Origin of the sequence: Amycolatopsis antarctica (assembly GCF_002262875.1) — a bacterium.
GTDB classification, from domain to species: domain Bacteria; phylum Actinomycetota; class Actinomycetes; order Mycobacteriales; family Pseudonocardiaceae; genus Amycolatopsis; species Amycolatopsis antarctica.
This window is the reverse complement of record NZ_NKYE01000014.1, coordinates 160,566-185,311: the sequence shown is the minus strand read 5'-3', so window position 1 is coordinate 185,311 and position 24,746 is coordinate 160,566. Positions and strand designations below refer to the sequence as shown.

The following is a 24,746-nucleotide window of genomic DNA, read 5'->3' as shown; positions in this document are numbered from 1 at the left end:
CGCGGTCAGCGCGCCAAACGCCGACCTCGTGCTGACGCTAGCCAGGCCCACCGGACGCCGTACCGGTTCGTCACCTTCCTGCCACCCGGTCTCCGCACGCGCTCGCGTCGGTGAGGATCGGTACTCCGCACGCGATGTCGAGGAGTGATGCACCCGTGTCCACAGTGGTGGTGCAACGGCCGACGCGCCGTCCGTCTCCGGAAATGCCGTCCGGCGAACTGATCCTCGAGTCGCCCCCGGAGATTCCCGCGCCGGGCGGCAAGCAGTGGACGCAGGCGCTCACCTTCCTGCCGATGCTCGCGATGATGGCCGCGATGATGATCATGTTCTCCGGATCGATGGCCGGTTCGCTGCGTTACGTGGTGTTCGGCCTGTTCGGCGTCGCCATGCTGGGCATGGTGGTGATGGGCTTCGTGAACTCCGGCGGGCCGAACAAGCGCGAGATGGGCAACGCCCGCAGGCTCTATCTCCGCGGCATGGCCCAGCAGCGGGTCCGCCTGCTGCGCAACGTGCACAAGCAGCGCGACGCCATGGTGTACCTGCACCCGGAACCGACCGCGTTGCCTTCGCTGGCGGGCAGCTACCGGCTGTGGGAACGGCGGCCGAGCGACCCGGACTTCGCGGTGACCAGGATCGGCACCGGGCCACAGAGCCCGACCACGGTGCTGGTGCCGCCGGAGGCCAAGCCGCTGGAGCAACTGGAGCCACTGTCCGCGGTGGCCCTGCGCCGCTTTCTCAGCACGTACAGCGCGATCCCGCACCTGCCGCTTGCGGTGGCACTGACCGGTTTCGCGCGGATCCACCTGCGCGGCGAACGGACCCGCACGGTCGCGCTGGTGCGCTCGATGATCGCCCAGCTCGGCACTCTGCACGCCCCGGACGACATCCGCGTCGCCGTGTGCGCGGGCAGGGAGGAACTCCCGGAGTGGGACTGGCTGAAGTGGCTGCCGCACGCGCTGCACGCGGAGAAGTCCGATGCCGTCGGCCCGTTGCGCCTGGTCGCTCCCACCATCACCGGTATCGAGGCGATGCTGGACGATCTGCTCTCCACCCGTCCCCGTTTCAACCCGGAGACCCGCCGTGAATCGGGCACCCATCTCGTGGTCGTACTGGACGGCGGCGAACTGGCGGGCTCGGATCACCTGCTCGCCGGGCAGGGCGTGGACGGTGTGTCCATCGTGGATATGACGACGACACCGCCGCGCTCACTGGACCGCTCGGCGCTGATCCTCGACATCGGCCCCGAAGGGGCACTCTCCACCGTCGGTTACGAGGGGCACACGGAACTGGGCACGGCCGACGAGCTGGACGAGGTGACCGCCGAGGCGCTGGCCCGTCAGCTCGCCCCCTTCCGGCTCACCGGCGCCCGCGGCGAGCAGGCGCTGAGCAACGATCTCGGCCTCGCCGAACTGCTCGACCTCGGCGACCCGTACGCCTTCGACCCGGTGAGCACCTGGGTGCAGCGGCCGAACCGGGACCGGCTGCGGGTCATGTTCGGCATCCACGAGGACGGCAGGCCGATCGAGGTCGACCTCAAGGAGTCGGCACAGGACGGCATGGGCCCGCACGGGCTGCTGATCGGTGCCACCGGTTCCGGCAAGAGCGAGCTGCTGCGCACCCTGGTGCTGTCACTGGCGATCACCCACCCACCGAACTCGCTGAACTTCACCCTGATCGACTTCAAGGGCGGCGCGACATTCACCCGGCTGGACACGCTGCCGCACACCAGCGCCGTGATCACCAACCTGGCCGACGAACTGCCGCTGGTGGACCGGATGACCGACGCTCTCAACGGTGAGCTGATCCGCCGTCAGGAACTGTTGCGGGCGGCGGGAAACTACTCCTCGTTGCGCGACTACGAACGGGCCCGCGCGGCCGGTGCGCCGCTGGCCGAGGTGCCGACGCTGCTGGTGATCTGCGACGAGTTCAGCGAGCTGCTCTCGGCGAAACCCGACTTCATCGACACCTTCGTCCAGATCGGCCGCGTCGGCCGGTCGCTTGGCGTGCACCTGCTGCTCGCCTCGCAGCGATTGGAGGAGGGACGGTTGCGCGGCCTGGACACGCACCTGTCGTACCGGATCGGGCTGCGCACGTTCTCGGTGATGGACAGCCGCACGGTGCTCGGCGTGAACGACGCCTTCGAACTGCCACGCGCGCCGGGGCACGGTTTCCTGAAGTTCAGCACCGAACCGATGGAGCGTTTCCGCTCGGCGTACGTCTCCGGGGTGTACCGCCGTTCCGACGGCAGCGCCGGCCCGGCGGCGGGCGGGGCCCGGCCGGAGGTACTCGGCTACTCGACCGCCTACGCTCCCGCGGTCAGCGCGCTGGAGCCGGCCGTGCCCGAACCGGAGGAGGACGAGGAGACGGTCGGCGAGAGCCTGCTCGACGTGCTGGTCGACCGGCTGGCGGGCAAGGGCACCCCGGCGCACCAGGTGTGGCTGCCGCCGCTGGCCGAACCGCCCACATTGGACGGTCTGCTCGGCGCCCCGGTGCCGGACGAGGTGCGGGGGCTGCGCGCCCCCGGTGACGCGCTCGCCGGGCGGCTGCGCGCGGTGATCGGCGTGGTGGACCGGCCGTTCGAACAGCGTCGCGACCCGCTGGAGTTCGACCTGTCCGCCGGTGGCGGGCACGCGGTGGTGATGGGCGGCCCGCGCAGCGGCAAGAGCACCGCGCTGCGCACCCTGGTGACCAGCCTCGCCTGCACGCACACCCCGGCGGAGGTCCAGTTCTACTGCCTGGACTTCGGCGGTGGGTCACTGGCGGTGCTGCGCGGACTGCCGCACGTCGGCGGGGTGGCCAACCGGCAGAACACCGGCGCGGTCCGGCGCACCGTGGCACAGGTGGCGTCGGTGCTGGCCGAACGTGAGCGCCGGTTCGCGGCGCGGGACGTGGACGGGATCGCGGCCTACCGGGAGGCGAAAGCGCGCGGCGAGTTCCCGGAGGATTCCTACGGCGACGTCTTCCTGGTGGTCGACGGCTGGCAGACGTTGCGCAAGGAGTTCGAGGACGTCGAGGAGACGGTGTGCGACATCGCCGCGCGCGGGCTTGCCTACGGCGTGCACGTGGTCGCCGCCTGTGCCCGGTTCTTCGAACTGCGCCCCGCCGTACGGGATCTGTTCGGCAGCAAGGCTGAACTGCGACTCGGCGATCCGATCGACACGATGATCGACCGGGTCGGCGCGCTGAACGTGCCCGAGAGCGCGCCCGGCCGGGGACTGGCCACCTCGAAGCACCAGATGCTGCTGGCGGTCCCCCGGGCCGACGGCCGGGAGAGCGGTACCGAGTTGCACGCGGCCACCACCGCGCTGGTCGAGGACATCGCCGGGGCGTGGCCGGGAGAGCACGCACCCCGGGTGCGCCTGCTGCCGAACACCCTGCCCTACGAGGAACTCCCGCCCCGCGACGACGACGAACCGGGAATGCGGCTGACCGTCGGCATCGCCGAGCAGGACCTGCGGCCGGTGCGGCTGGACTTCACCGCCAACCCGCACTTCCTGCTGCTCGGCGACGCGCAGGCAGGCAAGACCGGCTTCCTGCGCGTCCTGGCCCGCCGGATCACCGAGAGCTACACGCCCTCGCAGGCGCGGATCCTGCTCGTCGACCATCGCCGCGGCCTGCTCGGCGACGTCGGACCGGACCACCTGCTGGGCTACGGCACCGACGCGGTGAGCACTCGCAAGCTGATGGAGGAGGCCGCCCGCGGCATGGCCGAACGCCTGCCCGGCAACACCATCACCCCGGATCAGCTCCGCAAGCGGAACTGGTGGTCCGGGCCGGAACTGTTCGTGCTCGTCGACGACTACGACCTGGTGGCGACGCCGATGGACAACCCGTTCACGCCGCTGCTCGACTACCTGCCGCAGGGCCGCGACATCGGCCTGCACGTGGTGCTCACCCGGCGCACCGGCGGCGCGGGCCGCGGTCTGTTCGAGACCTTCATGTCCCGGGTCCGCGACGTCGGATCGCCGGGACTGCTGCTCTCCGGTGACAAGGACGAGGGACCGCTGATCGGCGGGCTGAAGCCGGAACCGTTGCCACCGGGCCGCGGCCGTCTGGTCTCCCGTGGTGAGACACCGCGGCTGATCCAGCTCGGCTGGCTGCCCCCGGCGGAGTAGGGCATGTCCGCTTGCTGCCGTCTCGCCCGCTCTGCGCGGCACCGGTGGTTCGCTGTCCTGCAAGGGAATGTCTGTCATGGGAAGAAGACCGCAGTAGGGAGTGGACATGGCCGGACTGATGATGGAGACCGACGGCACCCAGCAGGGGATCGCCCAGCTCGACACCAGCTTCCTGGACAAGGCCGCCGCGCCGCTGGCGAACGCGGGCCGGTCCGTGGCCGATACCTGCGGACTGGAGCTGCCTGGCTGCGCCGATTTCACCAGAGCCTGTGCGGACACCGCGGAGAAACTGACTCAGCATGTGGAGTCGGTTCGTCAGGGGCTCCTCGCGTACCAGTCGATCGGCGAGTTCGGCACTTCCCGCTACCGCACCGCGGACCAGGTCAGCCGGGAAGCGATCACGCAGGCGATCGACCGGGAGCCCGGCATGGGCGCGGGCTGAACGTGACCACCGCGATCCCGTCCCACGACACCGCAGCGACAAGGGAGTGAGCAGATGAGCAGCCCGGAACCGGTCCTCGGGTCGGACGCCGCCGGCGATCCGATGATGCTGATGTACAACCAGGTCAAGGCGCAGGAGAAGCACATCCCGAGCCTGACCGCCGTGCCCGACGCGTTCGAGCAGGTGGCGGGCGAGGCCCTGGGGCCCACCGCAGACACGATGGCCCGCGCCGCGGGCACCTTCCGCACGAACTGGGACGACGAAGCGGGCACCACCTACGCCGACCGGGTGACCACAAGCTCTCAGACGGTGCGGCGCAGCGCCGACGGGGTCCGCGAGGCCGTCGGCCGGATGCGGCCCGCCCTCAGCCAGCTCGCGACCGCCATCCAGCAGGCGGTGACCCGGATGGAAGAACTGGTCAAGCAGTACCAGCGGGCCAAGGCGATGTCGACGGTGCAGCCGGGAGTCGCCGACTACGAGGCCGCCAAGCTCGGTGCGGACGTCGCCGCCGGGCAGATGCAGCAGCTACTCGACGAGGCCCGGCAGATCGTGCAGGGCATCAGCGACGGGTTCCAGAGCGCGGCCGGGCAAGTGGCGAGCGTGGTCGGCGGCCTCGCCGAGTGGGACGGGCCTACACAGGGTGCGGGCGGCGGAGCACCGTCGGCGGCCCCGGGCGCCGGCGGGGGCGCCGCCAGCACGGCCTCGGCGGGCGGCGGAGGCGCGGGCGGCGGTGCGAGTGGCGGTGAGGGCGGCGGTGCGAGTGGCGGTGGCGCCGCAAGCGGCGGGGCCGGTGCGGACGCGAGCGGCGGTGCGGGCGGAGCGCAGGGTGGCGGCGCGGCGGAGAGCGGTGCCGGAGCTCCGGCACCGCTGCCCGCGGAACTGACCGGAGGCCCGGAGCTGGCCGGACTCGGCGGGGCGCCCGTCCCGTCGATTCCGGCGGTGCCGCCGATGAGCACGCCGAGCCTGCCACCGATCAGCGCGGGCCCGCCGATGGTGGCACCGATCGCCCCGGCCGTCCCGCCACTCGCCGGACTGCGGCCGAACCTCGGTGCACTGGGTGGAACCGGTGGGGTGGGCGGTGTCGGTGGCGTGGCCGGATCGAGCGGGCCGACGTCGATCCCCAAGGCCGGAAAGATGGGCGGCGCGATACTCCCGCCGCAACCGCAGACGCCGCCGGTGGCACCGCAGGAGGCGGCCACAGGTACCGGTGCGGGCACCTCGGGTGGAACCGTCGGGCGCGGCATGCCGATGATGCCGATGATGGCTGGGGCTCTCGGCCGCACGAACCCAGGCGGCGGTGGCGGTGGGGGCGGCGGTCACACCGACGGCAACTCCCACCGTTCCCGTCCGCAGCGCACGGTGCCCGGCGTCCCACCGAAGCTGCGCGGACGCGCCGGGAAGCTGGACGCCCCGGCGACCTTCCTCGGACCGGCGGCGCGCGCCCGCCGTGACGAGGACGAGGACCGCACCACGGTGCGGCTGCTGGACGAGGAACTCTGGCAGGTCGAGCAGCCGGCCGCGGCCGACCCTGCCACACAGAGGGCCGTGCGGGGCTGAACACCGGCCCCGCACGGGCGAGGGCGGGCCCCGGTGCCGGATACGTCCGGCACCGGGGCCTTCTCACATGCACCGGCAATCCCCGCCCGCCGCGAGCCACGCACCCCGCCCGCCGGTCAGCCCTTCTGTCCCCTCTTCACCCGCCGCGACTTGTCGACATATTGCGATACCTTGTGCACGATGCTTCGCAATACGTCGACATATTGCGGTGGCGCTGGCCGCAATACGTCGACGTATTGCGGTCGAAGGGCAACCCTACCGGGCCTGACGCCGAAGCAGCAGGTTCGACGGTTTTCTTTGCCGGCAAGCACTTCGCTCGATCACCCTCGCCGCCTGCCCACCCGAAGAACCCGGCACCTCCCACACCCACAGCGCCGATATGTCGACGTACCGCGGTGCCGGCGGTGCGCGAACGAGACGGGCAGGCGGACGGGGTGGCTCAGGTGCCCATCGCCGCGGTCCGGTCCAGACCGGTTCCCTGGGGCAGCCGCGCCACCATGCCGGACGGCAGCCGTACCGGCGCGGCGTCCGCGTAGCCGAGGATCTCCGGAACCTTCGGCCCGCCCAGCGGATACGCCCGGCCCTGGTCGGTGACCAGGACGACGGTGCCGGACGGAGCCTGCGCGCTCGGCATGGCCTCGACCAGCGCAGCCCAGCCCGGCCGCACGATCACCTGGTCGGCGAGCGGGCTCCCCTCACCGGTCCGCTTCGTGGTGGCCGTCATCGGGTCCGCCTCCGGCAGCGCGGGGTCGACCCGCAGCCGCGGTACCGCGGCACCGTCGTCGTACTCGACGCACACGGCCGAGCTCTGTGAACCGGAACCGGCGAACCGCGGGCGTCGCTGCGGTGCGGAACCGGGTGCGGGCTCGGGTGCGGGCTCCGTCACGGCCTCGGCCGCCGAGGCCAGTCCGAGCGGGATACCGATCGGCTCGGCGCCGCCGTAGGCGGTCCCGGTCGGCTCGTAGGCCCGCTGGATGTCGTACTGCAGCTCGGAAATCGGCCGCAGCCGGTCGGTCTCGGCGAGGTAGTGCCGCACCGCTCCGTCGGAGGTCTCGGCGACCAGGAGCTGCCCCGCGCGGATGTCCTGCCTGCGCGGCACCGCGGTCGACGGCTCACCCGGGTTCGGCAGCGGGATCGGCGCGATGGTGTCCCCGGCGGGCAGCACGTCGACCAGTGACATGTCGGCCGTTGCCTGCGGTTCGGAACGCAGGGCCAACCCCACCGCGACGGTGTCCGCCTCACTGATCTGGTGCCGGTAGCCGTGCCGGATCAGGTACTGGGCACCCGTCTCCGGCAGGTTGACCAGCACGGCCTCGTCGGCCAGTTCCATGCCGCCCGCCGGCTCCTCGCCGATCATCAGCACCGATTCGTCCACCGCCGCGCCGGTCGCGTCCTGGCCCGGACGCGAGCACAGGGACCAGCCGGTGCGGAGCACCCGATCGCCGCCGGGAAGGGAATCCGGGGCGTCCGGGATGCCGATCATCGGGCCGCGCGGTACACCGGTCAGCGAGTCGCGGGAGACGCCGCGGGTCTCGGCGTGCCGTCCCAGCGCGAGCAGCGCCGAGGCGTAGTTGGTCACCGGATGCAGGTGGCCGTCGACGTAGACGTACCGGGTTCCGGTCTCCTCCACCACGATCACCGATTCGCCGTCCTGCCACGCCTTGTTGCCGCCCGGCACGATGACGCCGTACACGCCGACCGCGGCCAGCGCGATCACGGCGATGGCGATGCTGCCGAAGGCCGCACCGCCGGGCCGGCGGAACGGCGGCTGCTCCGGATCGGACTCGCGGGTGATCAGCGCGGACACCACGCGCTGGGTGAGGAACTGGTACGCCTGCAGGAGATCGCGCTTCGACGCCATGTCAACCACCCAGCCCGCGGACGAGCCCGTACAGGCCGAGCACCGCGCAGACGACCGGTACGCAGGCCAGCACCAGCAACACCTCGAACAGTTCGGCATAGCGGCCGAGGTAGGCGTTCGGCTTGTTCCGGCGGCTGTGTGACAGCCCGAGCAGGACGGCGATCACGGCGAACACCAGCAGTACCGGCGTCGCGATCCGGAGCAGGCCGCCGGTGTCGGACATCAACGGGCCCACGGCGAGACTCGCGGCCGCGCCGAGTCCCGCGAGCAGCAGCGGGGACCGTTGCCGTACCGCGGGGTAGAGCCGGGCACGAACGCAGAATCCCATGGACAGCAGGAAAAGCAGGATGACGGCCGAGGTGCGCGCGTCGGCGGCGAGCAGTACCTCGGCGTACCCGGCGGCCAGCGCGCTGCCACCGATCAGTCCGGTGAGCAGGCCCTCCGCCCGGATCACGGTGGCGTACACCTGTTGCCGCGGCGGCAATGGCTCGTCGCGCACAAGGTCGGCCGCCGTGCGCGGGAGCACCGGCGCCGGGACCCGGCCCAGCCGCACCGACAGCGGCCCGAACAACGGGGACAGCACCAGCACCGCTCCGGCCACGATGGCCGCGGCACCGGCCGTGTCGACGGCCTCGGTGGTACCGATCCAGGCGCCGATCACACCCAGCAGCCCGGCCGTCGCGCCGCCGGTGAACACCGCGGCCCGGTCCACCACGCCGACGAAACCGAGCACGGAGGCCAGCAGCAGCCCCGCGCAGCCCGCCAGCAGTTGCGGCGAACTCCACGCGGTGAGCGGCTGCTCCCCGGCGACGAGCAGCGCGCCGCCCGCGCTCGCGTACGGCAGCGCGGCGATGGCCGGTACCGCACCGGCGGCGGCATCACCCAGCGCCCGGGACAGCACGGTGCCCGCGGCCAGCAGCAGCACCGCGATCCCGGCCGCCACCCAGCCTGCCTCGAACCACGGTGGGCCGGAGCGCAGGACGGCCAGCAGGCCGAGCAGCACCGCACCCGCGCCGACGACGAGGCCGGTGACGCGGGTGTGCCGGGGGCTCCACAACCGGCCGGTGCGGGCGGCCCCGGTGGCGATGGTGTCGGCGAGGTCGTCGTACTCCAGTTCCGGCCAGTCCATCCTGCGCGGCACCAGGTGCAGCACCTCGCCGTCGCGCACCCGCTGGGCGGCGAGCGTCCTGGCCCCGTCGACGAGACTGCCGTCCGAGCGGCGCAGCATCCAACCGCCGTCGCGTACTCCCTCGTCGGCAAGACCCTCACCGGCGTGCCGGAGCAGGCCTGGCAGCAGCTCCGCGACGGCCGAGCGTTCGGGCAGGGCGAGGTCGATCCGGCGGGACGGCGCGTCGATGGTCAGCCGGACCAGGCCGGTGGTTGTCATCGGTGCCACGATCGGTCTCCTCCCGCGCCGGTCGGCGCGTAGCCCGGCGTCGCCGCCCAGACTCGTCGGCGTGCGCGGGTGCGACAAGCGCGACGGCAGCAACCTGCCGTGCCACCCCGCCACCACGGCGGGTTCCGAGATCCTGCTCGTATGCCCTGGAAGCCGGCTGTCGCCATCGTCGCGATACTCGCCCTGCTGACGTCCTGCGGGCCGCGGCCCGGGCTCTCCCCCGAGCAGACCGCCGCGCAGATCCGGCAGGAGACCGGCGGACGAGAGGGCGCGGTCACCGCCTGGCCGTTGCTGATCTCGCACGAGAACGGGGCATTCGAGAACAGGACGCTGTTCATGGCGATCAGGCCGGACGGCGGCAAGGTCCTGTTCGACTGGACCGGCCGGCGCTACGAAGCCGACCTCGACGACTTCCGCGCGAACAACCACGTGCTCGCCGAGACCGACAAGATCACCCTCGACAACACCTTTCCCGACAAGCGCCCGCTCGAGGCGGGTACGTACGTCGAACTCATGACGGTCACCGGCCACACCGGCACGATCTGGACCTGGTGGTTCAGCACCGGGATGGCCGTCCTCCTGGCGGCCGCCCTTGGCCTCGCGCTCCGGCTCCGGTCACGCCGCCGAACCCTCGCGGCCACCGACGACACCGACGACACCGAACGGTTCACCGCCCAGCAGCACCGTGAGCCCACGGCCTGAGCAGGGCGGCCACCCGGCACGGCAGCAACCTGCCGCGCGCCCCCACCGCCGCGGCGCGTTCCTACGATGAAACGTGCGGCGCGACACCGCGCGGCGGCCAGGAGGGAGCCAGTGGTGGCCACAGCGAACCTCGGGCGTGTCCGGTCCGCCTGCCGCGAAGCCCGCTGCCGACTCCGTACCGAGGTGGACGAATCCGTTATGCCCGAACGATCCGCCGTCCAACGGGCGTCCGATGTGGACGGTACGAGTAGCGCACGCGGCACGAGGGGTGCGGACGGCGCGGCCGGTACGAGCGGCGGGCTTCCGGAATCGCCCGTACCGGCGATCGCGGGGCACGGCGGACGGTGAGCGCGCCCGGACCGGACGGTCACCGGGAACAGGCCGAACGAGACCCGAACGGAGGCAGCACAATGAGCACCATGATGGCCACCAATCCGGACCACGGCGAGCTGGTGCCGCTGGGCGACGGCCCGACGGCGTCGGTACTGGCAGGTGTGCACGAGGCCTCCGGTCAGGCGTTCGCGCTGAAGGTGTACCCCGGGCGGCTCGACCGGCGTGCGCAGTCGGCGGTCAACGCCGAACTGGGGCGGCTGGCCGAGCTGCGGCCGTTCGCTCCGGTGCTGGTGGCCGACGCTCTGGAGGACTTCCCGGACGGCCGTTGTGCCCTGCGGATGGAGCTGTGCGCGCAGTCGCTGCCGGAGCTGATCGGCACCTTCGGCCCGCTCTCGGTCACCGACGCGCTGGCCCTCGGCCAGGCGCTGGCCGTGGCGCTCGCCGCGGCGCACAACGCCGGCCTGGTGCACGGTGAGGTCACGCCGGGAAACGTGCTGTTCCGCCCGTCCGGTGAGGCGGTGCTCTCCGACTTCGGGCTGACGATGCGCCGGGCCTTCCCCCGTGACCCGCTCAACGGAGTGGACTATCTGCCGCCGGAAACCATCCGCAACGGCACCGCCGACGAGCGCTCCGACCTGTACGGGCTCGGGGTGATCCTGTACCTGTCCCTCTCCGGTACCTCACCGCACCGCGGTCGGACCGGGGAACAGCCCGGCGAGCGGGTCCTGCGGGTGCTGGGTTCGCCCGCCCCTGTGCTGGAGCGGGACGACGTGCCGGCCGGCCTGCGGCAACTGGTGTCCGCCCTGCTGGAGAAGAACGCGGACGCCCGGCCGCTGGACGCGGCGCGGGTGGCGATGCGGCTGGGCAACCTGCTCGGACCGGTGGCGCCGGAGCCGCAGCAGCAGGCGTCCTACCCGCCGCCGGTCTACCCGGCCCCCGTCCCGCAAACCCCCGTCCCGCAAACCCCTGGCCCGCAGGCTCCAGGCCCGCAGCCACCGGCCGGGCCGCCACCGCCCGCCGCGACGGCACCCCCCACGAACCAGTCCCCAGCACCGCCGCCCACCGTGCACCCGGCCCCCACCGTGCACCCGGCCCCCACCGCCCCACCGGAGCCGCGGGCACAGGAGCCGGACGCGGAGGTCACCATGCGGCTCCCGGCGGACATGGCGGCGGGCAGAGCGAACCAGGCCGGCCCGGTAGGCCCCCGCGAGTTCGACGACTTCCACGAGACCGAGCCCGCCCCGGGCCGCCCGGAACCGGTGCCGGACGGCGCCTTCGACGACTTCACCGACCCGGCGGCCCCGGTGCCGCGTCCCGCCGCCCCGGCACCACCCGCCGGGCAGCCGCTCGGCATCGCGCCCCTCGCCGCGCCCGGCGGCCGGCAGGCCTACCCGCCGCCGGGGGCACCCCTGGCACCTCCCCCGCCGCCGGCGGCGACCGCCTCGGACGGCCCGATCCTGGTGTACGGCCCGAAATCCCCCCGGCGCCGGTTCTCCCGCACGGCACTGCTGGTCTCCGCGGGCGGCGGCCTCGCACTGCTCACCGTCGTGGCGGTACTGCTGCTGCTGAGCGGCCCGACCGAACTCGCCGTGCCGCCGAGCACCGTCGACATCGGGCCGCCCACGAGCGCCATCGAGGGGCTTCCACTGGAGGTGACGCTCAACGAGCCGATCGACCAGGGGGACTTCGTGCAACTGTCCTGGAAGAGCAGTGAGCCGGTGGACTACGCGGTGGTCGTCGCCACCGAGGGTGAGGAGAACGAGGTGTTCTTCGCCGGAACCAGCACCACGTACCGGGTCAAGATCGATCCGGTGCGGCCGTACTGCTTCTCGGTGCAGGCCACCGACGGGCCGAGGTTCGTCGAGAGCGCGCCGCGGCCGCTGCGCGACGCCGTCTGCTCGCCGTGACGAGCCCGGGTCACGGCCGGGGACGGACTCCCGGCGGCCGCCAGATCGCCCGTATCCGGGCCCGCGGCCCGCGCCGGGCCAGCCCCTGCCGCACCACCCGCACCGCCGCCCAGGCCTCGGCCCCGCTGTACTCCACCGGCGGAGCGGGGTTCGCCCACAGCGCCTGGTCCACCGTCCGGCCCAGTGAACGCAGACCGTCCACAGTGGCTTGATCGACCCGTCCGGCGGCGACGGCCGCGAGATCCCGCACGGTCATCCCAGGCATCACCGGCACACCGTGCGCGCGCAGCCGGTCACGGGCCTCCGCCCAGGCGCCGACCACCGACTCCTGCCCGGTGCGTCGCCTGCGCCGCCAGGACCGCGAGGCCGTCAGCGCCGGAACACCGATCAGCCAGCCCAGCAGCAACACCACCGGCAGCAAGGCGGGTACCTGCCACGGAATCGAGAAGCCTCCGCCGTCGTCCGCCCGTTCCGGGGCCTCCTCCGGCGGAGCGACCGGCGGATCGCGCAGGTCCTGCGGCGGCGGCAGGTCCTCCCGGACCCTGGCGGCCGCCGCGGCCAGGCCCGCCCCGGAGCTGGGCCCGGGCGCGGTGGCCGTACCGCTGGGATCCAGCGGCACCCAGCCGACGCCCTTGACCGCGACTTCCGGCCAGGCGAGCGCGTCCCCGTTGCGTACCGTGTCCTCCCCCGGCCCCGGGGCACGAAATCCGACGACGAGACGGGCCGGGATACCGCGGGAACGGGCAAGTGCCACGTAGCCGGCGGCGAACTGCTCGCTCGTCCCGAGCCTGGACTCCAGCAGGAACTCGGTGAGCTGCCGCCAGCCGTGGCCCGAGGGCAGGTTCGGCCCGGTCGCCAGCCGGTAGTTGTCCCGCATCCAGCGCTCCAGCACCACGGCCGATTCGAAGGTCGGACGCAGGCCCTGCACGGCCTGCTCGGCGAGTTGCGGGATCCCGTCGGGCACCACACCGATCCCGGCCAGTCCGCCCGGCGCGGACGGGTCGAGAGTCGCGTCGGCGAGCGAGTCGATCTCCGGCTCCCACCAGGTGAGGCGGTAGTCGGCCGCTCCGGTGGCTCCCGGCCGCAGCAGGGTCCCCTGCCGCTCCTCGACCAGCGGGTCCAGGCCGGACACACCGGCCGGCGACGGCCTGCTGGGCAGCCACGGCCCGCCGAGCGCCGCCGGGTCGGCCACGACCAGCTCCGCCTCCCGCCGGGTCACCGGCACGGTCACCCCGGGCGAGGGACGCAGTTCCGCACCGAGGCGCCGGTACCGGGTGCCGGGCTGCCAGTTGACCCCGTCGAAGTCCTCCAGCACGACCAGCGGCCACCGGTCGGCGCCTGCCGCGCCCCGGACCTGGAACACCGGCGTCTCCGGAGTGGCCAGGCGGCCGGCGATCCGGCCCAGCGGGTTGTCCACCCTGGTCTGGTCCAGCGGGGCCAGTTGCTGTTCCTTCAGCGAGAACCGGGCCTCGGGAACGGGCATCAGCAGTCCGGCCACCAGCGCGCAGGCCACCGCCAGCACCACCGGCGGGACGAGCAGCAACAACGGCACCGGCTGGGCGCGCTCCCGTGCCCGGCCGGGATCCGGTCGCTCCCGCCGGGAGGCCGCCAGCAACGTGCCGGCCACGGCGGCGTACCCGATCCCGGCGAGCACCGCGGCTCCGGCGGTGAGCGCCACGTAGAACTGGCTCAGCACCAGCACCAGCACGCTCGGCAGCAGTGACCACAGTGGACTGTCCACTCGGTACAGCAGTTCCAGTCCGAGCACGCAGGCGAACAGCACCAGCAGCGGGACGAACAGCACCAGGTCCGGATCCGCCTGTGCCGGCCAGGTCGACTGCAGCGTCGACTGCCAGGAGTCGGTGACCCCGGCCGCCAGCGCCCGCAGGGTTTCACCGGTGGGCAGCCCGGCGGCGGTGGTCGGCCACAGCACGACCTCGACCACCGCCAGCAGTCCGGCCACCGTGACCGCCACCGGACGCCACGCCGCTCCCGCGGCGCCGCGGGAGCAGAGCAGGGCGGCGAGGTATCCGGCCAGCGCCGGCACGCCGAGGGGCAGGAGAAGTTCGGCGATCCCGAACACCGGGGCGAACAGCAGCCCGGCGACCACGGCCGCAAGCACCACGCAGGCCGCGGGCAGTGCACGCACCGGGCTCACGTCGTCACCTCGTTCCACCGCCGGATCGCCTCCTCCGCGGACCGTGCGGCAAGCACCTTCATCCCGGCCGCGGCGGGCGGGCGCCCGTCGGCGGACAACGCGATCACGAAGACCGTGCCGTAACGGCGGCGCAGCAGGGCGAGCGAACCCAGGTCCGCGGCGGCGGCCGTGACCACGGCGAGGCAGCCGCCGCCGGTCCGCCCCGTCGTCAGCGCGGCCGGGACCAGCGCGGCGCCGCGCTCGCCGTCCTGCCCGAGATCACAGAGCTCGTCGAGCAGCGACCGGGCCGCCCTCGGGCCGCCGGAGGTGGGCAGGTCGGTACCGCCCGAAGCGGCCAGCCTGCTGTGATGCCCTGCCCGCGCGGAGGCCGCGAGCAACGAGGCGGCCACATCGACGGCCTCCTCGAAATCGTTGCCCGGCAAGGAATCCGGCCTGGTGTCCAGTAGTACCGTGAACCGCGGCTGCTCCGGGTCGGCGAGGTCGCGCACCATCAGCCGCCCGGTCCGCGCGGTCGCCTTCCAGTGCATGAGCCGGACCTCGTCGCCGGGCACGTACTCACGGACGTCGGTGAGGTCGATCGAGCCGCGTAGCGAGTCGTCGATGCTGGTCGTCTCGTGGTGGTGCCGGGGATGCCCGCCGACGAGCGCGTGCGCGGGCCACTGCCGCGGGTGCACCCGCAGGGTCACCGTGCCGCCCGCGGGACGGCTGTTGCGGGCCAGGCCGAACAGGTCGACCCGGTGCACGGTCAACGGACCCACGGTCATCCGGCCGCGAACGCCGGTCGGCAGTTCGTAGTGGTAGGTGGCCTCGGCGCCGGGCAGCAGCGGCCGAATCCGGATCGTGCGCTCCCCGCCGCCCTCACCGTCGGTGGCCAGCAACCCGGCCAGCCGCGAGGTGTTCGGGTTGGCGACCTGGAGTTGCGCCAGTGCCGGACGCCCGCGCTCCACCCGATCCGGGTAGACGGCCCGGCGGATGCCGACCGCGGGCTGCCGGATCAGCACCAGCGCGGCGGCGGCCACCGCTCCGAGCAGGGTCGCACCGAGTAGGGACAACAGCGGGAATCCCGTCCACTGGCCGAATCCGAGCAGGCAGACCGCCGAGACGAGCAGGGCGATGCCGCGCCCGGTGAGGCGCATGGTCAGCGCGTCCTCGCATTCATCGCGGGCACCGGCGTCGCACCGAGCACCTCCGCGATCACCTCACCGGTTCTGCGCTGGTTCAGCTCCGCGTCCGCTGTGAGGATCAGCCGGTGCGCCAGTACCGGCTCGGCGACGTCCTTCACATCGTCCGGGGTGACGAAGGTCCGTCCCTGCGTCGCGGCCAGTGCCTGCGCGGTACGGACCAGCGCGATGCTCCCGCGCGGGCTGGCACCGAAGCGGACGGCGGCGTGTTCCCGGGTGGCCGCGGCGAGACGGGCCGCGTAGTCACAGACCGCGCGGTCGATGTGCGACCGGCGGACCTCGCCGATCGCCGCCCGCAGCGCCTCGATGTCCAGCGCCACCGGCAGGTCCTCGGGGCTCACTCCCGCGCAGTCGCTCATGATCACCAGTACCTCGGAGTCGACGTCCGGGTAACCCATCGACAGCCGCATCAGGAACCGGTCGAGCTGCGCCTCGGGCAGCCGGTAGGTGCCCTCCATCTCGATCGGGTTCTGCGTGGCCACCACCAGGAACGGCCGCGGCACCTCGTGCGCCGTGGCGTCCACCGTGACCCTGCCCTCCGACATCACCTCGAGCAGCGCCGACTGCGTCTTCGGCGTACCGCGGTTGATCTCGTCGGCCACCACGATGTTCGCGAACACCCCACCCGGGTGGAAGACGAACGTGCCGTCCTGCTGGCGGAACACGGTGACCCCGGTGATGTCGCCGGGCAGCAGGTCGGGGGTGAACTGGATGCGGCTCCACCGGCCGCCGATGCTGCGCGCGAGGCACCGGGCCAGCGTCGTCTTGCCGACGCCGGGCACATCCTCGATCAGCAGATGCCCTTCGGCCAGCAGTGCGGCCACGGCCAGCCGGACCAGCTCCGGCTTTCCGCGTACCACCTGCTGCACGTTCTGCATCAGCAGCGCGGAGACCTCTCCGGCGCGGGTACCGCTCACTGCTCACTCCACAGGAAATGGTTGGATTCGGCGCCGTCCACCGTGACCCAGACGTGCTGGCCCACCCCGTCGAAGGGGAACCGGTCGTCGATGGTCATCGATCCGTTCTCGTCGGTGGTCAGCGTGACGCCGGGATTGAAGTCACCCCATTCGTCGGCGTGCGGATTGATCGTGTACTCGGTGTCCGGCTCGAAACCGGACATCTCGACCCGCACGAAGGCACAGTTCGGCGCCACGCACTTCTCGTACGTGGTGTCCGCGCCCCGGGACACCGTCACCGAGCGGTCGCCCGGCGGCCCGTCACCCTCGATCAGGGTCACCGCGCTCGCCTCGGTGCCGCGGCCCGCGCTGTTCTCCGCTGCCAGCGTGACGCGGTAACGACCGCCCTCCTGCACCCCGGTCACGATCGCCGACCGGTCGCCCGCGGCCTTGGTGGTCGAGCCGTCACCGCCTGCACCGTTGAGCGAGGTCCAGCTCAGCCGGTATCCGGTCACCTCGGCGCCGTTCGCCGCGGCCTCGCCCCAGGTCACCAGCAGCCCGCCGTTACCGGATCCGGCGAACAGGTCCGGGGGCATGCCCGGTGGGCTGGCCGGCTGCGGTACGGGCGGTTCGGGCTCGGGCGGCTGTGGCGGAGCCGGATCGGGTGCGGGCTCGGGTTCCGGTTCCGTGGTCGGTTCGGGTTCCGTGGTCGGTTCGGGAGCGACGGTGCGCTGCCGCTCCGGGGACGGCGTGGCCTCCGGCGCGGGCGGTTCCACCGCAGGGGGCGGAGCGGGTGCCTCGGCCACCGGCGGCGCGCTCGGCGGCGGCGTCGCGTCCGGCTCGGCGGGTTCCTCCGGCCGGTCGCCCTCGACCAGCGGGACCTCGCTGACCTCGCCGCCGTCGCCGACCACCATCACGTGCCTGCCCTCGGCGCCGTCCACGTACACCCGCTGGTCGTCGCCCTTGGTCAGCCTCGGCTCGCCGTTCTCCCGCGGGACGGGGGTGATCGCGCGCTGCTCGCCGGTACCGGAGTAGACGTGCACCTTGCTGCCCTCGCGGTCCAGCAGGACCACGGAGTCGCCGCTGCTGGCCGGATCGCTGTAGTCACCCGCGGGCAGTTCGACGGTGACCGGCGTGGCGGCGGTCTCGCCGCCACGGGTCTCGGCGGTGTCCACCAGGTGCATCCGGCCGGCACCGGAGTCGAGCACCGGCACCCTGCCCGCGGCGTCGCTGGCGCCGATCTTCGACTCCGGACGCAGATCCACGTTGGCGGGCACCGCGGTGCCCGGCCCTTCCGCGGAGACCGGGATCAACTGGTCCGCGGTGGTGTCGACGAACATGGGAGCACCCGCGGCGACGGTCAGCCCGCCGTCGTGACCGGCCGGCAGCGCTCCGGGGCAGGACAGTTCCGCGGAGTCCTTCGGCAGCATGCAGACCACGCCGGTGCTCTGCCGGTGCAGCCACAGCGTGCCGTCCGGGGCGACGACAGGACTGCCGACCGGACCGCCGGTGGGAATGGTCGCGTGCCGGTCGCCCAGCCGGACCACCCGCCCGGCCTGCCGGTAGACGAGGTACGGGCCACCGGCCGCCTCGATCGTCTCCGGCCGTTCGGGCACCGGCGGGGTCAGCGTGCGCTGCACGGACAGCGTGGACTTGCCGAACTCGATGATGCGCGAGCTGCCGACCACGTACCCGTTCATCGCGCCCTGGACGACCTGGCTGTCCGCCTCGAGCCCGGGCACGTTTCCCTGCGCGTCCACGGTTTTCGCCGCACCGTCCACATGGAATACGACGCCCAGTTCGGGATTGGCCACCCAGTGGCCGGCCTGCGCGAACTCGAGGTCCTGCACCGGTTTGGCCGCGCCGGTGACGGCCGCGACGACGCCTGCCGCGCAGGCAGCCACCAGGAAGATCAGTGGAAGTTTGCCGCCGAGACGGTTGGTGGCAGGTCGTCCGCGTTCTGTGCCGGGTCGCCTGCGCCCAGTGAACCCGAGCATCGCGTCAGCATAGTTGAGCGCCTTCCCGCCACGTCAACCTCGCCGCGGCAGGAAGCTGCCACCCCGGGCCCGGGACGGGGCGGTCGCGACAGACCTAGGCGTCCACCACGGGCAGCGACAGCTCGAAAATGGCGCCGCCCTCCCTGGCGTTGTAGACGGTCAGGGTGCCGCCATGGGCCTGTGCGACCCACCGGACGATGGAGAGGCCGAGGCCGCTGGAGCCACCGCTGCTGCTGAACCGGTCGAAGTTCTCCTCCGCCTTCGCCGCGTCGATCCCCGGCCCGTGGTCGGCCACCGTGACCCGCCCGCCCGCGACGGTGATGTGCACGATCGCCTCGGAACCCGGTATCCGGCCGTAGCGGATCGCATTGTCGAGCAGGTTCCCGATGGCCCGCTGCACCAGGTTCGGATCGGCGAGCACGGTCGTCGGCGCGGTCGTCAGGGTGACCCGGGCCTCGGCCTTCGGCGTCTCCTGCACCACGGCGCCGACGAGCTGGTCGAGCTGGATCGGCTGCCGGTCGAGCTGTTCGACCCCGGCGGCCAGCCGGGCGCGCACCAGCAGCCCGTCGATGATGCTGCCCATCCGCGCGGCCAGCCGCACCGTGCGCGGCAGCAGTTCGGTGCGTTCCGCCGGATTGCGCAGGGCCGTCTCGGCCAGCGCGCGCAGCGCGGCGACCGGCGTCCGCAGATCGTGCGCGGTCTCGGCCAGCAGTACCTCCTGCTGCTCCAGCGCCGCCGCCGCGGGCCGCAGCGCCCGGCCAGCCAGCAGGTACCCGGAGACCGCCACCACCAGCACCAGCAGGAGGCAGCCGCCGACGACCATCCACACCAGACGGTCGTGCCGGGACTGCTCCGGTCCCGCGTCGGTGATCGCCACGACCGCGCCGATGTACTGGCCGGAGTCGGCGAGGAACGGTTCCACCCCGGCCCGCAGCCACTCCCCGTTCTGGCCGCGGATGTAACCGTTGATCAGCGAACCGGACCGCGCCGACTGACCCACCAGCCCGCCCAGCACCGCGGGGTCGACGGTCACGCAGGCCTTCGCGCTCAGGTAGCCCTCGAACTCCTTGCCGCTGCCGGGAAGCACGGCGAACTGGGGGCACTGCCGGTTCAGCGGGTCGCCGTCGACGAGGCCGGTGCGCAGGGTGCCGTCGAACTGGATGAGCCGGGTGACGGTCGAGGTCACCCGGCGCAGCTCGCCGTCCATCCGCTGCTCACTCTGCGAGGTGTCCTCCCGCAGCACCAGCCAGGCGAAGGCGACCAGGCCGATCGCGTTCATGACGGTGAACAGCAGGGTGAGCAGCCAGCGCAGTCGTTGCAGCCGGGCGACCGCGGAGGTGTTCACGAAGCCGCCAGCCGGTATCCGCGACCGCGCACGGTGTGGATCAGCTCGGGCGCGCCCAGCTTGCGGCGCAGCCTGCGCACCACCACGTCGACGACGTTGGACATCGGGTCGGTACTGGAGTCCCAGCAGTGCTCGATCAGCTCGCTGCGCTCGGCCGCCGACTCGGGGCGGGTCAGCAGGAACTCCAGGACGGCGAACTCCTTGTCGCTCAAGGTGAGCAGTGTTCCGGCCCGGCGCACCTCGCGTGCCGCACAGTCCATCTCCAGATCGGCGTGCCGCAGCACCGACGGCCTGCCGTGTCCGGCACGGCGGCACAGCACCAGCACCCGCGCGGTCATCTCCGCCACCGCGAACGGCTTGACCAGGTAGTCGTCGCCGCCGAGTTCGAACCCGGTGACCCGGTCGGCGAGGGTGTCCCGTGCGGTGAGGAACAGCACCGGGGTCGCCCAGCCGTGCTGGCGGCGGCGGTGCACGAAGTCCGCCGCGTCCCCGTCCGGCAGCATCCGGTCCAGGACCGCGCAGGCGTAGTCCGCGCGGTCGAACGCGGCGTCGGCGGTCGCCAGGTCACCGGCCTGGTCCACCCGCAGCCCGTTCGCCGCGAGCTCGGTGACGACGGCGAACCGCAGGTCCTCGTCGTCCTCGACCACCATCACCCGCATGTCGGGGGCCTTCCCGTCCGGTCCGGCTGAGGCCGGGCCCGGGCGTGCGGCGACGGTGCCGCCGGGTCAGCCGTCGGTGTTGTCATCGGAACCTCATGTACACGCGAAGAGAGTAGGAGCCGAACACAGGCGGTCACGACCGGGAGGTGCGAGCACGGTGCTCTTCGAATCCACACGCTCGATCGAGGTCGGCGGCGAGCCCGGGTCCCGTGGCGACACGGGCCTGCCGGTGCCCGTCGGCCACCCGTGGTCGCACATTAGCCGCTCGTCATCGGCTCGTCAGCCGTTGCCGGGCAGATGGCAGGAACCGGTCGGACACGGCCGCCGGATCGGCTGAGGGGAAGCCATGACTGGGGAGCAGGAGGCGCGGACCGCCGGTACGCGCGCAGACCAGACCGGGCCAGGGGGCGCACCCCCGGCCCCCCGGCCGCTGGCGACGGTGTCGGTGGCGCGGCGGACGATGGCGCCGCCACGAGCCGCGGCGCCGGCACCACCGGCGGCGGGGTTCAGGCCGGGTCACCTCCCGGCGGCGGCCCCGCAGGGAGCACAGCGGGCAGTGGCACCCGTGCCGGTCGCGGCCAACGCGCCCCGCGGCATGGCGGCCGGCCGGCCGATGGCCTCGGCCCGGGCGTCCGCCGGTGCCGCCGCGGCCCCGGCGGTGCCCTCGGCCCCCTCGATGCCGCCTGTCCTGCCCCGGCCCGTCGCACCGGCGGCTCCCGCTCCGGACGCGGCGGAGAGCGGCCTCGCGCCGGATGCCGATCCGGAGACCGGGAAACCCGCGGCGTTGCCGTTGCTCCGCATCGTCTGCTGGGAACTGGCCGTGGTGCTGGGTTTCCTGGCCATCGGACGTTCCCTGCCGGTCACCATCGGCCTGGCCGTGGGTGCGGTGACCCTGCTCGCGGTGACCGCGATCCGGGTACGCGGCACCTGGCTGTCCACCGTGCTGTTACGCAGGGCCGGCCTGCTGGTCCGCCGCCGCACGGTGGACCTGGACACCGTCGAGGACGCCCCGGCCACCCTGCTGGACCTGCTCGCCCCGGCGGCGACGGTGCGCACGGCGGACCTCGCGGGCACCCCCTGCGGTCTGCTCAGCCGCCCGGAGGAGGTGGTGGCCGTGCTGCGCGCCACCGAGGCGGTGCCCGGCCTGCTCGCCCGCGCGGCGCTGGCCGGGACGCTGCTTCCCGACCGTGAGCCGGACGGTCCCGAGCCCGCACTGCGGCTGGTGCTGCACCGCGGACCTCGGGAATCCGGCGGGGCGCCCTCCGCGGGCCGCGCCTGGCTGGCCGTGCGGGTCATCCGCGAGGTCGACCTCGCCGAGGACGAGACGCTGCGGGTGACCCTGTCGAACACGGTGCGCCGGATGCGGCGGCGGTTGCGGCGGGCGGGCCTCGAGGTGACGGCGTTGTCCGAGGACGAACTCCGCACCACGCTCACGGCGCTGACGCACACCGGCCCCGGCCGGAGCAGCGTCCGCGAGGAGTGGCGGTGCTGGCGGACCGGCCGGATCACCCAGGTCGGGATCCGGGTCGCCGGGATCGGCGCGCGCACCGGCGCCGACCGAGCCCCCGTACTGGAACACCTGCTGGCCGCCGTTCCCGGCGTCGCCTGCACCATCGCCGCCGACGCGGGTCCGGACACCGGGGCGGTGCTGCGGCTGGCCTCCACCACCGAGGCCGCCGTCGACGCCGCCGTGGAAGCGCTGGACAGGCTCGCGCCGGCGCTCGGCCTTCACCTCGAGCGGCTGGACGGGCTGCACGCGCCCGCCGTCGCCGCCTCACTGCCGATCGGAGGGAACCTCACATGACCGTCCCCGCTCCCACCCGCCTGCCGCGCGGCCCCCAGCTCGCCGTGCTGGGCGGCCGGTCCCCGGCCCCCGCTCCCGCCCCGTTGTCGCTCTCGACGCACGTCCGGGTCGACAGCAAGCTGGCCACCGCCACCCACGAGGTGCTGGTGATCAGCACGATGTCCGACGTGCTGGGCGATCCGACCGCCATGTTCCGCCAGGTCGACCGGCACAACCTGCACCGGGGGGTGCGCTACCGGGTGCTGTTCCCGGACCGGGCGCGCACCAACCCGGCGGTCGCGAAGCGGCTGAACCGGCTGACCGTGGCCGGTGCCGAGGTGCGCACGATGCCGGAGGTACCGGTGAACGCTCTGGTGATCGACGGCAAGGTCGCGGTCCTGCCCAGCGAGCCCGAGGACGGCCGCCCGGCAGGTGTGGCGATGTTCCGGCTACCCAGCGTGGTCCGCACCATCGTGGAGCTGTTCGACCAGGTGTGGCCGGCGGCGGTGGCGCTGTCCGCCTGCCGGACGCCGGACGGTACCGAACTCACCGAACGGGAGAAGGAACTTCTCAGCCTGCTCTCGGCGGGCTGCACCGACGAGTCGGTCGGCGCCCAGCTCGGCATCTCGGTGCGCACGGTCCGCCGGATGGTCTCCGGGATCATGAACCGGCTCGGCGCGCGCAGCCGGTTCCAGGCCGGGGCGAAGGCCGCGGACCGCGGCTGGCTCATGGAGAGGGTGAACTGATGGCGAGCGCGCCCGCCGCGCTGCGCACCGTACTGGTCGACCCGGGGAGGCACGGTGCCTATCCGACGATCGGCGAGGCGCTGGTGGACGCCGCCGAGGGCACCTGCGTCACGATCGCGGCGGGCACCTACGCGGAGACCTTCGAACTGGTCGGCCGCAGGCTCACGCTGTGCGCGGCCGACGGGGCCGAGGTCGTGCTGGACGGCACCGGCGGAGACAGTCCGGTGCTGCTGTCCCGGGGCGGCGCGGTGGAGCTGCGCGGGCTGACGGTGCGGGCGGGCGACGCGGGCGCGATCCAGAGCGAGGGCACCGAACTGACCGTTTCGGGCTGCACGGTGCACGCCCGGATCGGGGCCGGGATCTGCGCGCGCGGCACCGGCCCGGTCACCGTGCGGGACACCACGATCAGCGGTGCCGAGCACGGCATCGTGCTCGAATCGACTTCCGGCCTGCTGGAGAACGTCGTCGTGGACAACGTCTCCGGCGACGGGATGATCATCGGGCTGGGCGCCGACCCGACCCTCCGGTCCTGCACGGTGTCCGGTTGCGGAAACCGTGGACTGTACGTCTACCAGCATGCCCGGCCCGCCGTGGAGGGCTGCCGGATCACCCGCACCGGCCAGGCCGGGATCGCGGTGGCCCACCGGAGCGCACCGGCACTGCGGCACAGCACGGTGCGCGACGCCCTCGGCGTCGGCATCGAGTTCGGCGCGGGCTGCGGGGGCTCGGTGCAGGCGTGCGAGGTGGGGAACACCGCGGAGCCGGCGATCCTGCTCGACCCGGAGGCCACCACCCGCGTGCTCGCCGACACCGGGCTCGCCGGTGGTGGTGGCGAGGGCGGCACGCTCGACGCCCTGCTCGCCGAGCTGGACGGGATGGTCGGGTTGCCCGGGGTGAAGGACTCGGTGCGCGCGCTCGTCGACGAGATCCAGGTGAACACCTGGCGACGGCGGGCGGGCCTTTCCACCGGCGCCGTCAGCCATCACCTGGTCTTCGCCGGTGCCCCGGGCACCGGGAAGACCACCATCGCCCGCGCCTACGGCAGGCTGCTCAGGGAACTGGGCGTGCTGCCGCGCGGGGAGTTCCGGGAAGTCTCCCGGCGCGACCTGGTCGGCCAGTACATCGGGCACACCGCGGAGAAAACGGCGGGTGTGTTCGAGGAGGCGATGGGCGGCGTCCTGTTCATCGACGAGGCGTACGCCCTGTCCCGGCTGGCCGGTGCCGGTGGCGACTTCGGCCAGGAGGCCATCGACACCCTGGTGAAGCTGATGGAGGACCACCGTGACGAGGTGGCGGTGATCGTCGCCGGCTACACGGCCGAGATGATCGACTTCCTGGCGGCCAACCCGGGGCTGGCGTCCCGGTTCTCCAAGACCATCGAGTTCGAGAACTACACGCCGGACGAGCTCGTGTCGATCATGGTCCGGATGATCGGTGCCGGGGACTACGAACTGGACACGGCCTCGCTCCCGGTGCTGGCCGAGCATTTCGCGCGGCATCGGGAGGACGCCGACTTCGGCAACGCCCGGGACGCACGGCGGCTGTTCGAGGGGATGCGCAAGGCCCAGTCGCAACGGCTGCGCAGACTGGGCCGCGTTCCGGAACCGGCCGAGCTACGGGCGCTGCGGGTCGAGGACGCACGTGCGGTGATCGGCGGCTGATCCGATC

Annotated in this window: 16 protein-coding genes; 8 read left to right on the top strand and 8 right to left on the bottom strand. The window is 73.1% G+C overall.

Annotation, left to right across the window (positions count from 1 at the left end):
• The first annotated feature begins 155 nt into the window (after nucleotides 1-155).
• The 3 genes from eccCa (at nucleotide 156) to CFN78_RS21340 (ending at nucleotide 6,114) form a co-directional block, all read left to right on the top strand.
• Complete coding sequence (eccCa, locus tag CFN78_RS21350; RefSeq protein ID WP_094864634.1) at nucleotides 156-4,115, top strand: type VII secretion protein EccCa; 3,960 nt, start codon at nucleotides 156-158, stop codon at nucleotides 4,113-4,115.
• 106 nt (nucleotides 4,116-4,221) lie between these two features.
• The gene (locus CFN78_RS21345) at nucleotides 4,222-4,557 is read left to right on the top strand and encodes a hypothetical protein (protein ID WP_133116411.1); all 336 of its coding nucleotides are present in this window, start codon (nucleotides 4,222-4,224) and stop codon (nucleotides 4,555-4,557) included.
• Nucleotides 4,558-4,611: 54 nt separating this feature from the next.
• The gene (locus CFN78_RS21340) at nucleotides 4,612-6,114 is read left to right on the top strand and encodes a hypothetical protein (protein WP_094864632.1); all 1,503 of its coding nucleotides are present in this window, start codon (nucleotides 4,612-4,614) and stop codon (nucleotides 6,112-6,114) included.
• 439 nt (nucleotides 6,115-6,553) lie between these two features.
• Here CFN78_RS21340 and eccB read toward each other — a convergent pair whose 3' ends face one another.
• Both eccB and eccD read right to left on the bottom strand, forming a co-directional pair.
• A complete protein-coding gene (eccB, locus tag CFN78_RS21335) occupies nucleotides 6,554-7,975 on the bottom strand; it encodes a type VII secretion protein EccB (protein ID WP_094864631.1) in 1,422 nt (473 codons plus the stop codon).
• Nucleotide 7,976: 1 nt separating this feature from the next.
• The gene (eccD, locus tag CFN78_RS21330; RefSeq protein WP_094864630.1) at nucleotides 7,977-9,362 is read right to left on the bottom strand and encodes a type VII secretion integral membrane protein EccD; all 1,386 of its coding nucleotides are present in this window, start codon (nucleotides 9,360-9,362) and stop codon (nucleotides 7,977-7,979) included.
• Between the two features lie 150 nt (nucleotides 9,363-9,512).
• Between eccD and CFN78_RS21325 the strand changes: the two genes are divergently transcribed.
• Nucleotides 9,513-10,073, top strand: a complete 561-nt coding sequence (locus CFN78_RS21325; RefSeq protein ID WP_094864629.1) for a hypothetical protein — start codon at nucleotides 9,513-9,515, stop codon at nucleotides 10,071-10,073.
• Nucleotides 10,074-10,483: 410 nt separating this feature from the next.
• Entirely contained in the window at nucleotides 10,484-12,313 is a 1,830-nt protein-coding gene (locus tag CFN78_RS29910; protein ID WP_240519598.1) for a serine/threonine protein kinase, read from the top strand.
• Between the two features lie 10 nt (nucleotides 12,314-12,323).
• Here the strand turns inward: CFN78_RS29910 and CFN78_RS21315 are convergent, their stop codons facing one another.
• From CFN78_RS21315 to CFN78_RS21290, 6 genes are all read right to left on the bottom strand, one after another.
• Nucleotides 12,324-14,471: a transglutaminase TgpA family protein gene (locus CFN78_RS21315; protein WP_133116410.1), complete on the bottom strand. Its 2,148-nt coding sequence runs from the start codon at nucleotides 14,469-14,471 to the stop codon at nucleotides 12,324-12,326.
• Entirely contained in the window at nucleotides 14,468-15,607 is a 1,140-nt protein-coding gene (locus tag CFN78_RS21310) for a DUF58 domain-containing protein (protein WP_094864627.1), read from the bottom strand. Before CFN78_RS21310 ends, CFN78_RS21315 begins: the two co-directional genes overlap by 4 nt.
• A gap of 2 nt (nucleotides 15,608-15,609) precedes the next feature.
• Nucleotides 15,610-16,530 (bottom strand): AAA family ATPase, encoded by a 921-nt coding sequence (locus tag CFN78_RS21305; RefSeq protein WP_094864659.1) that lies wholly within the window; start codon nucleotides 16,528-16,530, stop codon nucleotides 15,610-15,612.
• A gap of 35 nt (nucleotides 16,531-16,565) precedes the next feature.
• The gene (locus CFN78_RS21300; protein WP_094864626.1) at nucleotides 16,566-18,545 is read right to left on the bottom strand and encodes a fibronectin type III domain-containing protein; all 1,980 of its coding nucleotides are present in this window, start codon (nucleotides 18,543-18,545) and stop codon (nucleotides 16,566-16,568) included.
• A gap of 94 nt (nucleotides 18,546-18,639) precedes the next feature.
• Nucleotides 18,640-19,890, bottom strand: a complete 1,251-nt coding sequence (locus tag CFN78_RS21295; protein WP_094864625.1) for a sensor histidine kinase — start codon at nucleotides 19,888-19,890, stop codon at nucleotides 18,640-18,642.
• Nucleotides 19,887-20,549, bottom strand: a complete 663-nt coding sequence (locus CFN78_RS21290; protein ID WP_240519597.1) for a response regulator transcription factor — start codon at nucleotides 20,547-20,549, stop codon at nucleotides 19,887-19,889. Before CFN78_RS21290 ends, CFN78_RS21295 begins: the two co-directional genes overlap by 4 nt.
• A gap of 556 nt (nucleotides 20,550-21,105) precedes the next feature.
• Between CFN78_RS21290 and CFN78_RS21285 the strand changes: the two genes are divergently transcribed.
• From CFN78_RS21285 to CFN78_RS21275, 3 genes are read left to right on the top strand one after another with little or no spacing between them, the layout of a single operon-like run.
• Complete coding sequence (locus tag CFN78_RS21285; protein WP_094864624.1) at nucleotides 21,106-22,353, top strand: type VII secretion protein EccE; 1,248 nt, start codon at nucleotides 21,106-21,108, stop codon at nucleotides 22,351-22,353.
• Nucleotides 22,350-23,078 (top strand): helix-turn-helix transcriptional regulator, encoded by a 729-nt coding sequence (locus tag CFN78_RS21280; RefSeq protein ID WP_094864623.1) that lies wholly within the window; start codon nucleotides 22,350-22,352, stop codon nucleotides 23,076-23,078. The genes CFN78_RS21285 and CFN78_RS21280 overlap by 4 nt, the downstream gene beginning before the upstream one ends.
• Nucleotides 23,078-24,739, top strand: coding sequence for a right-handed parallel beta-helix repeat-containing protein (locus CFN78_RS21275; RefSeq protein ID WP_094864622.1), 1,662 nt, complete (start codon nucleotides 23,078-23,080; stop codon nucleotides 24,737-24,739). Before CFN78_RS21280 ends, CFN78_RS21275 begins: the two co-directional genes overlap by 1 nt.
• The last annotated feature ends 7 nt before the right edge of the window (nucleotides 24,740-24,746 follow it).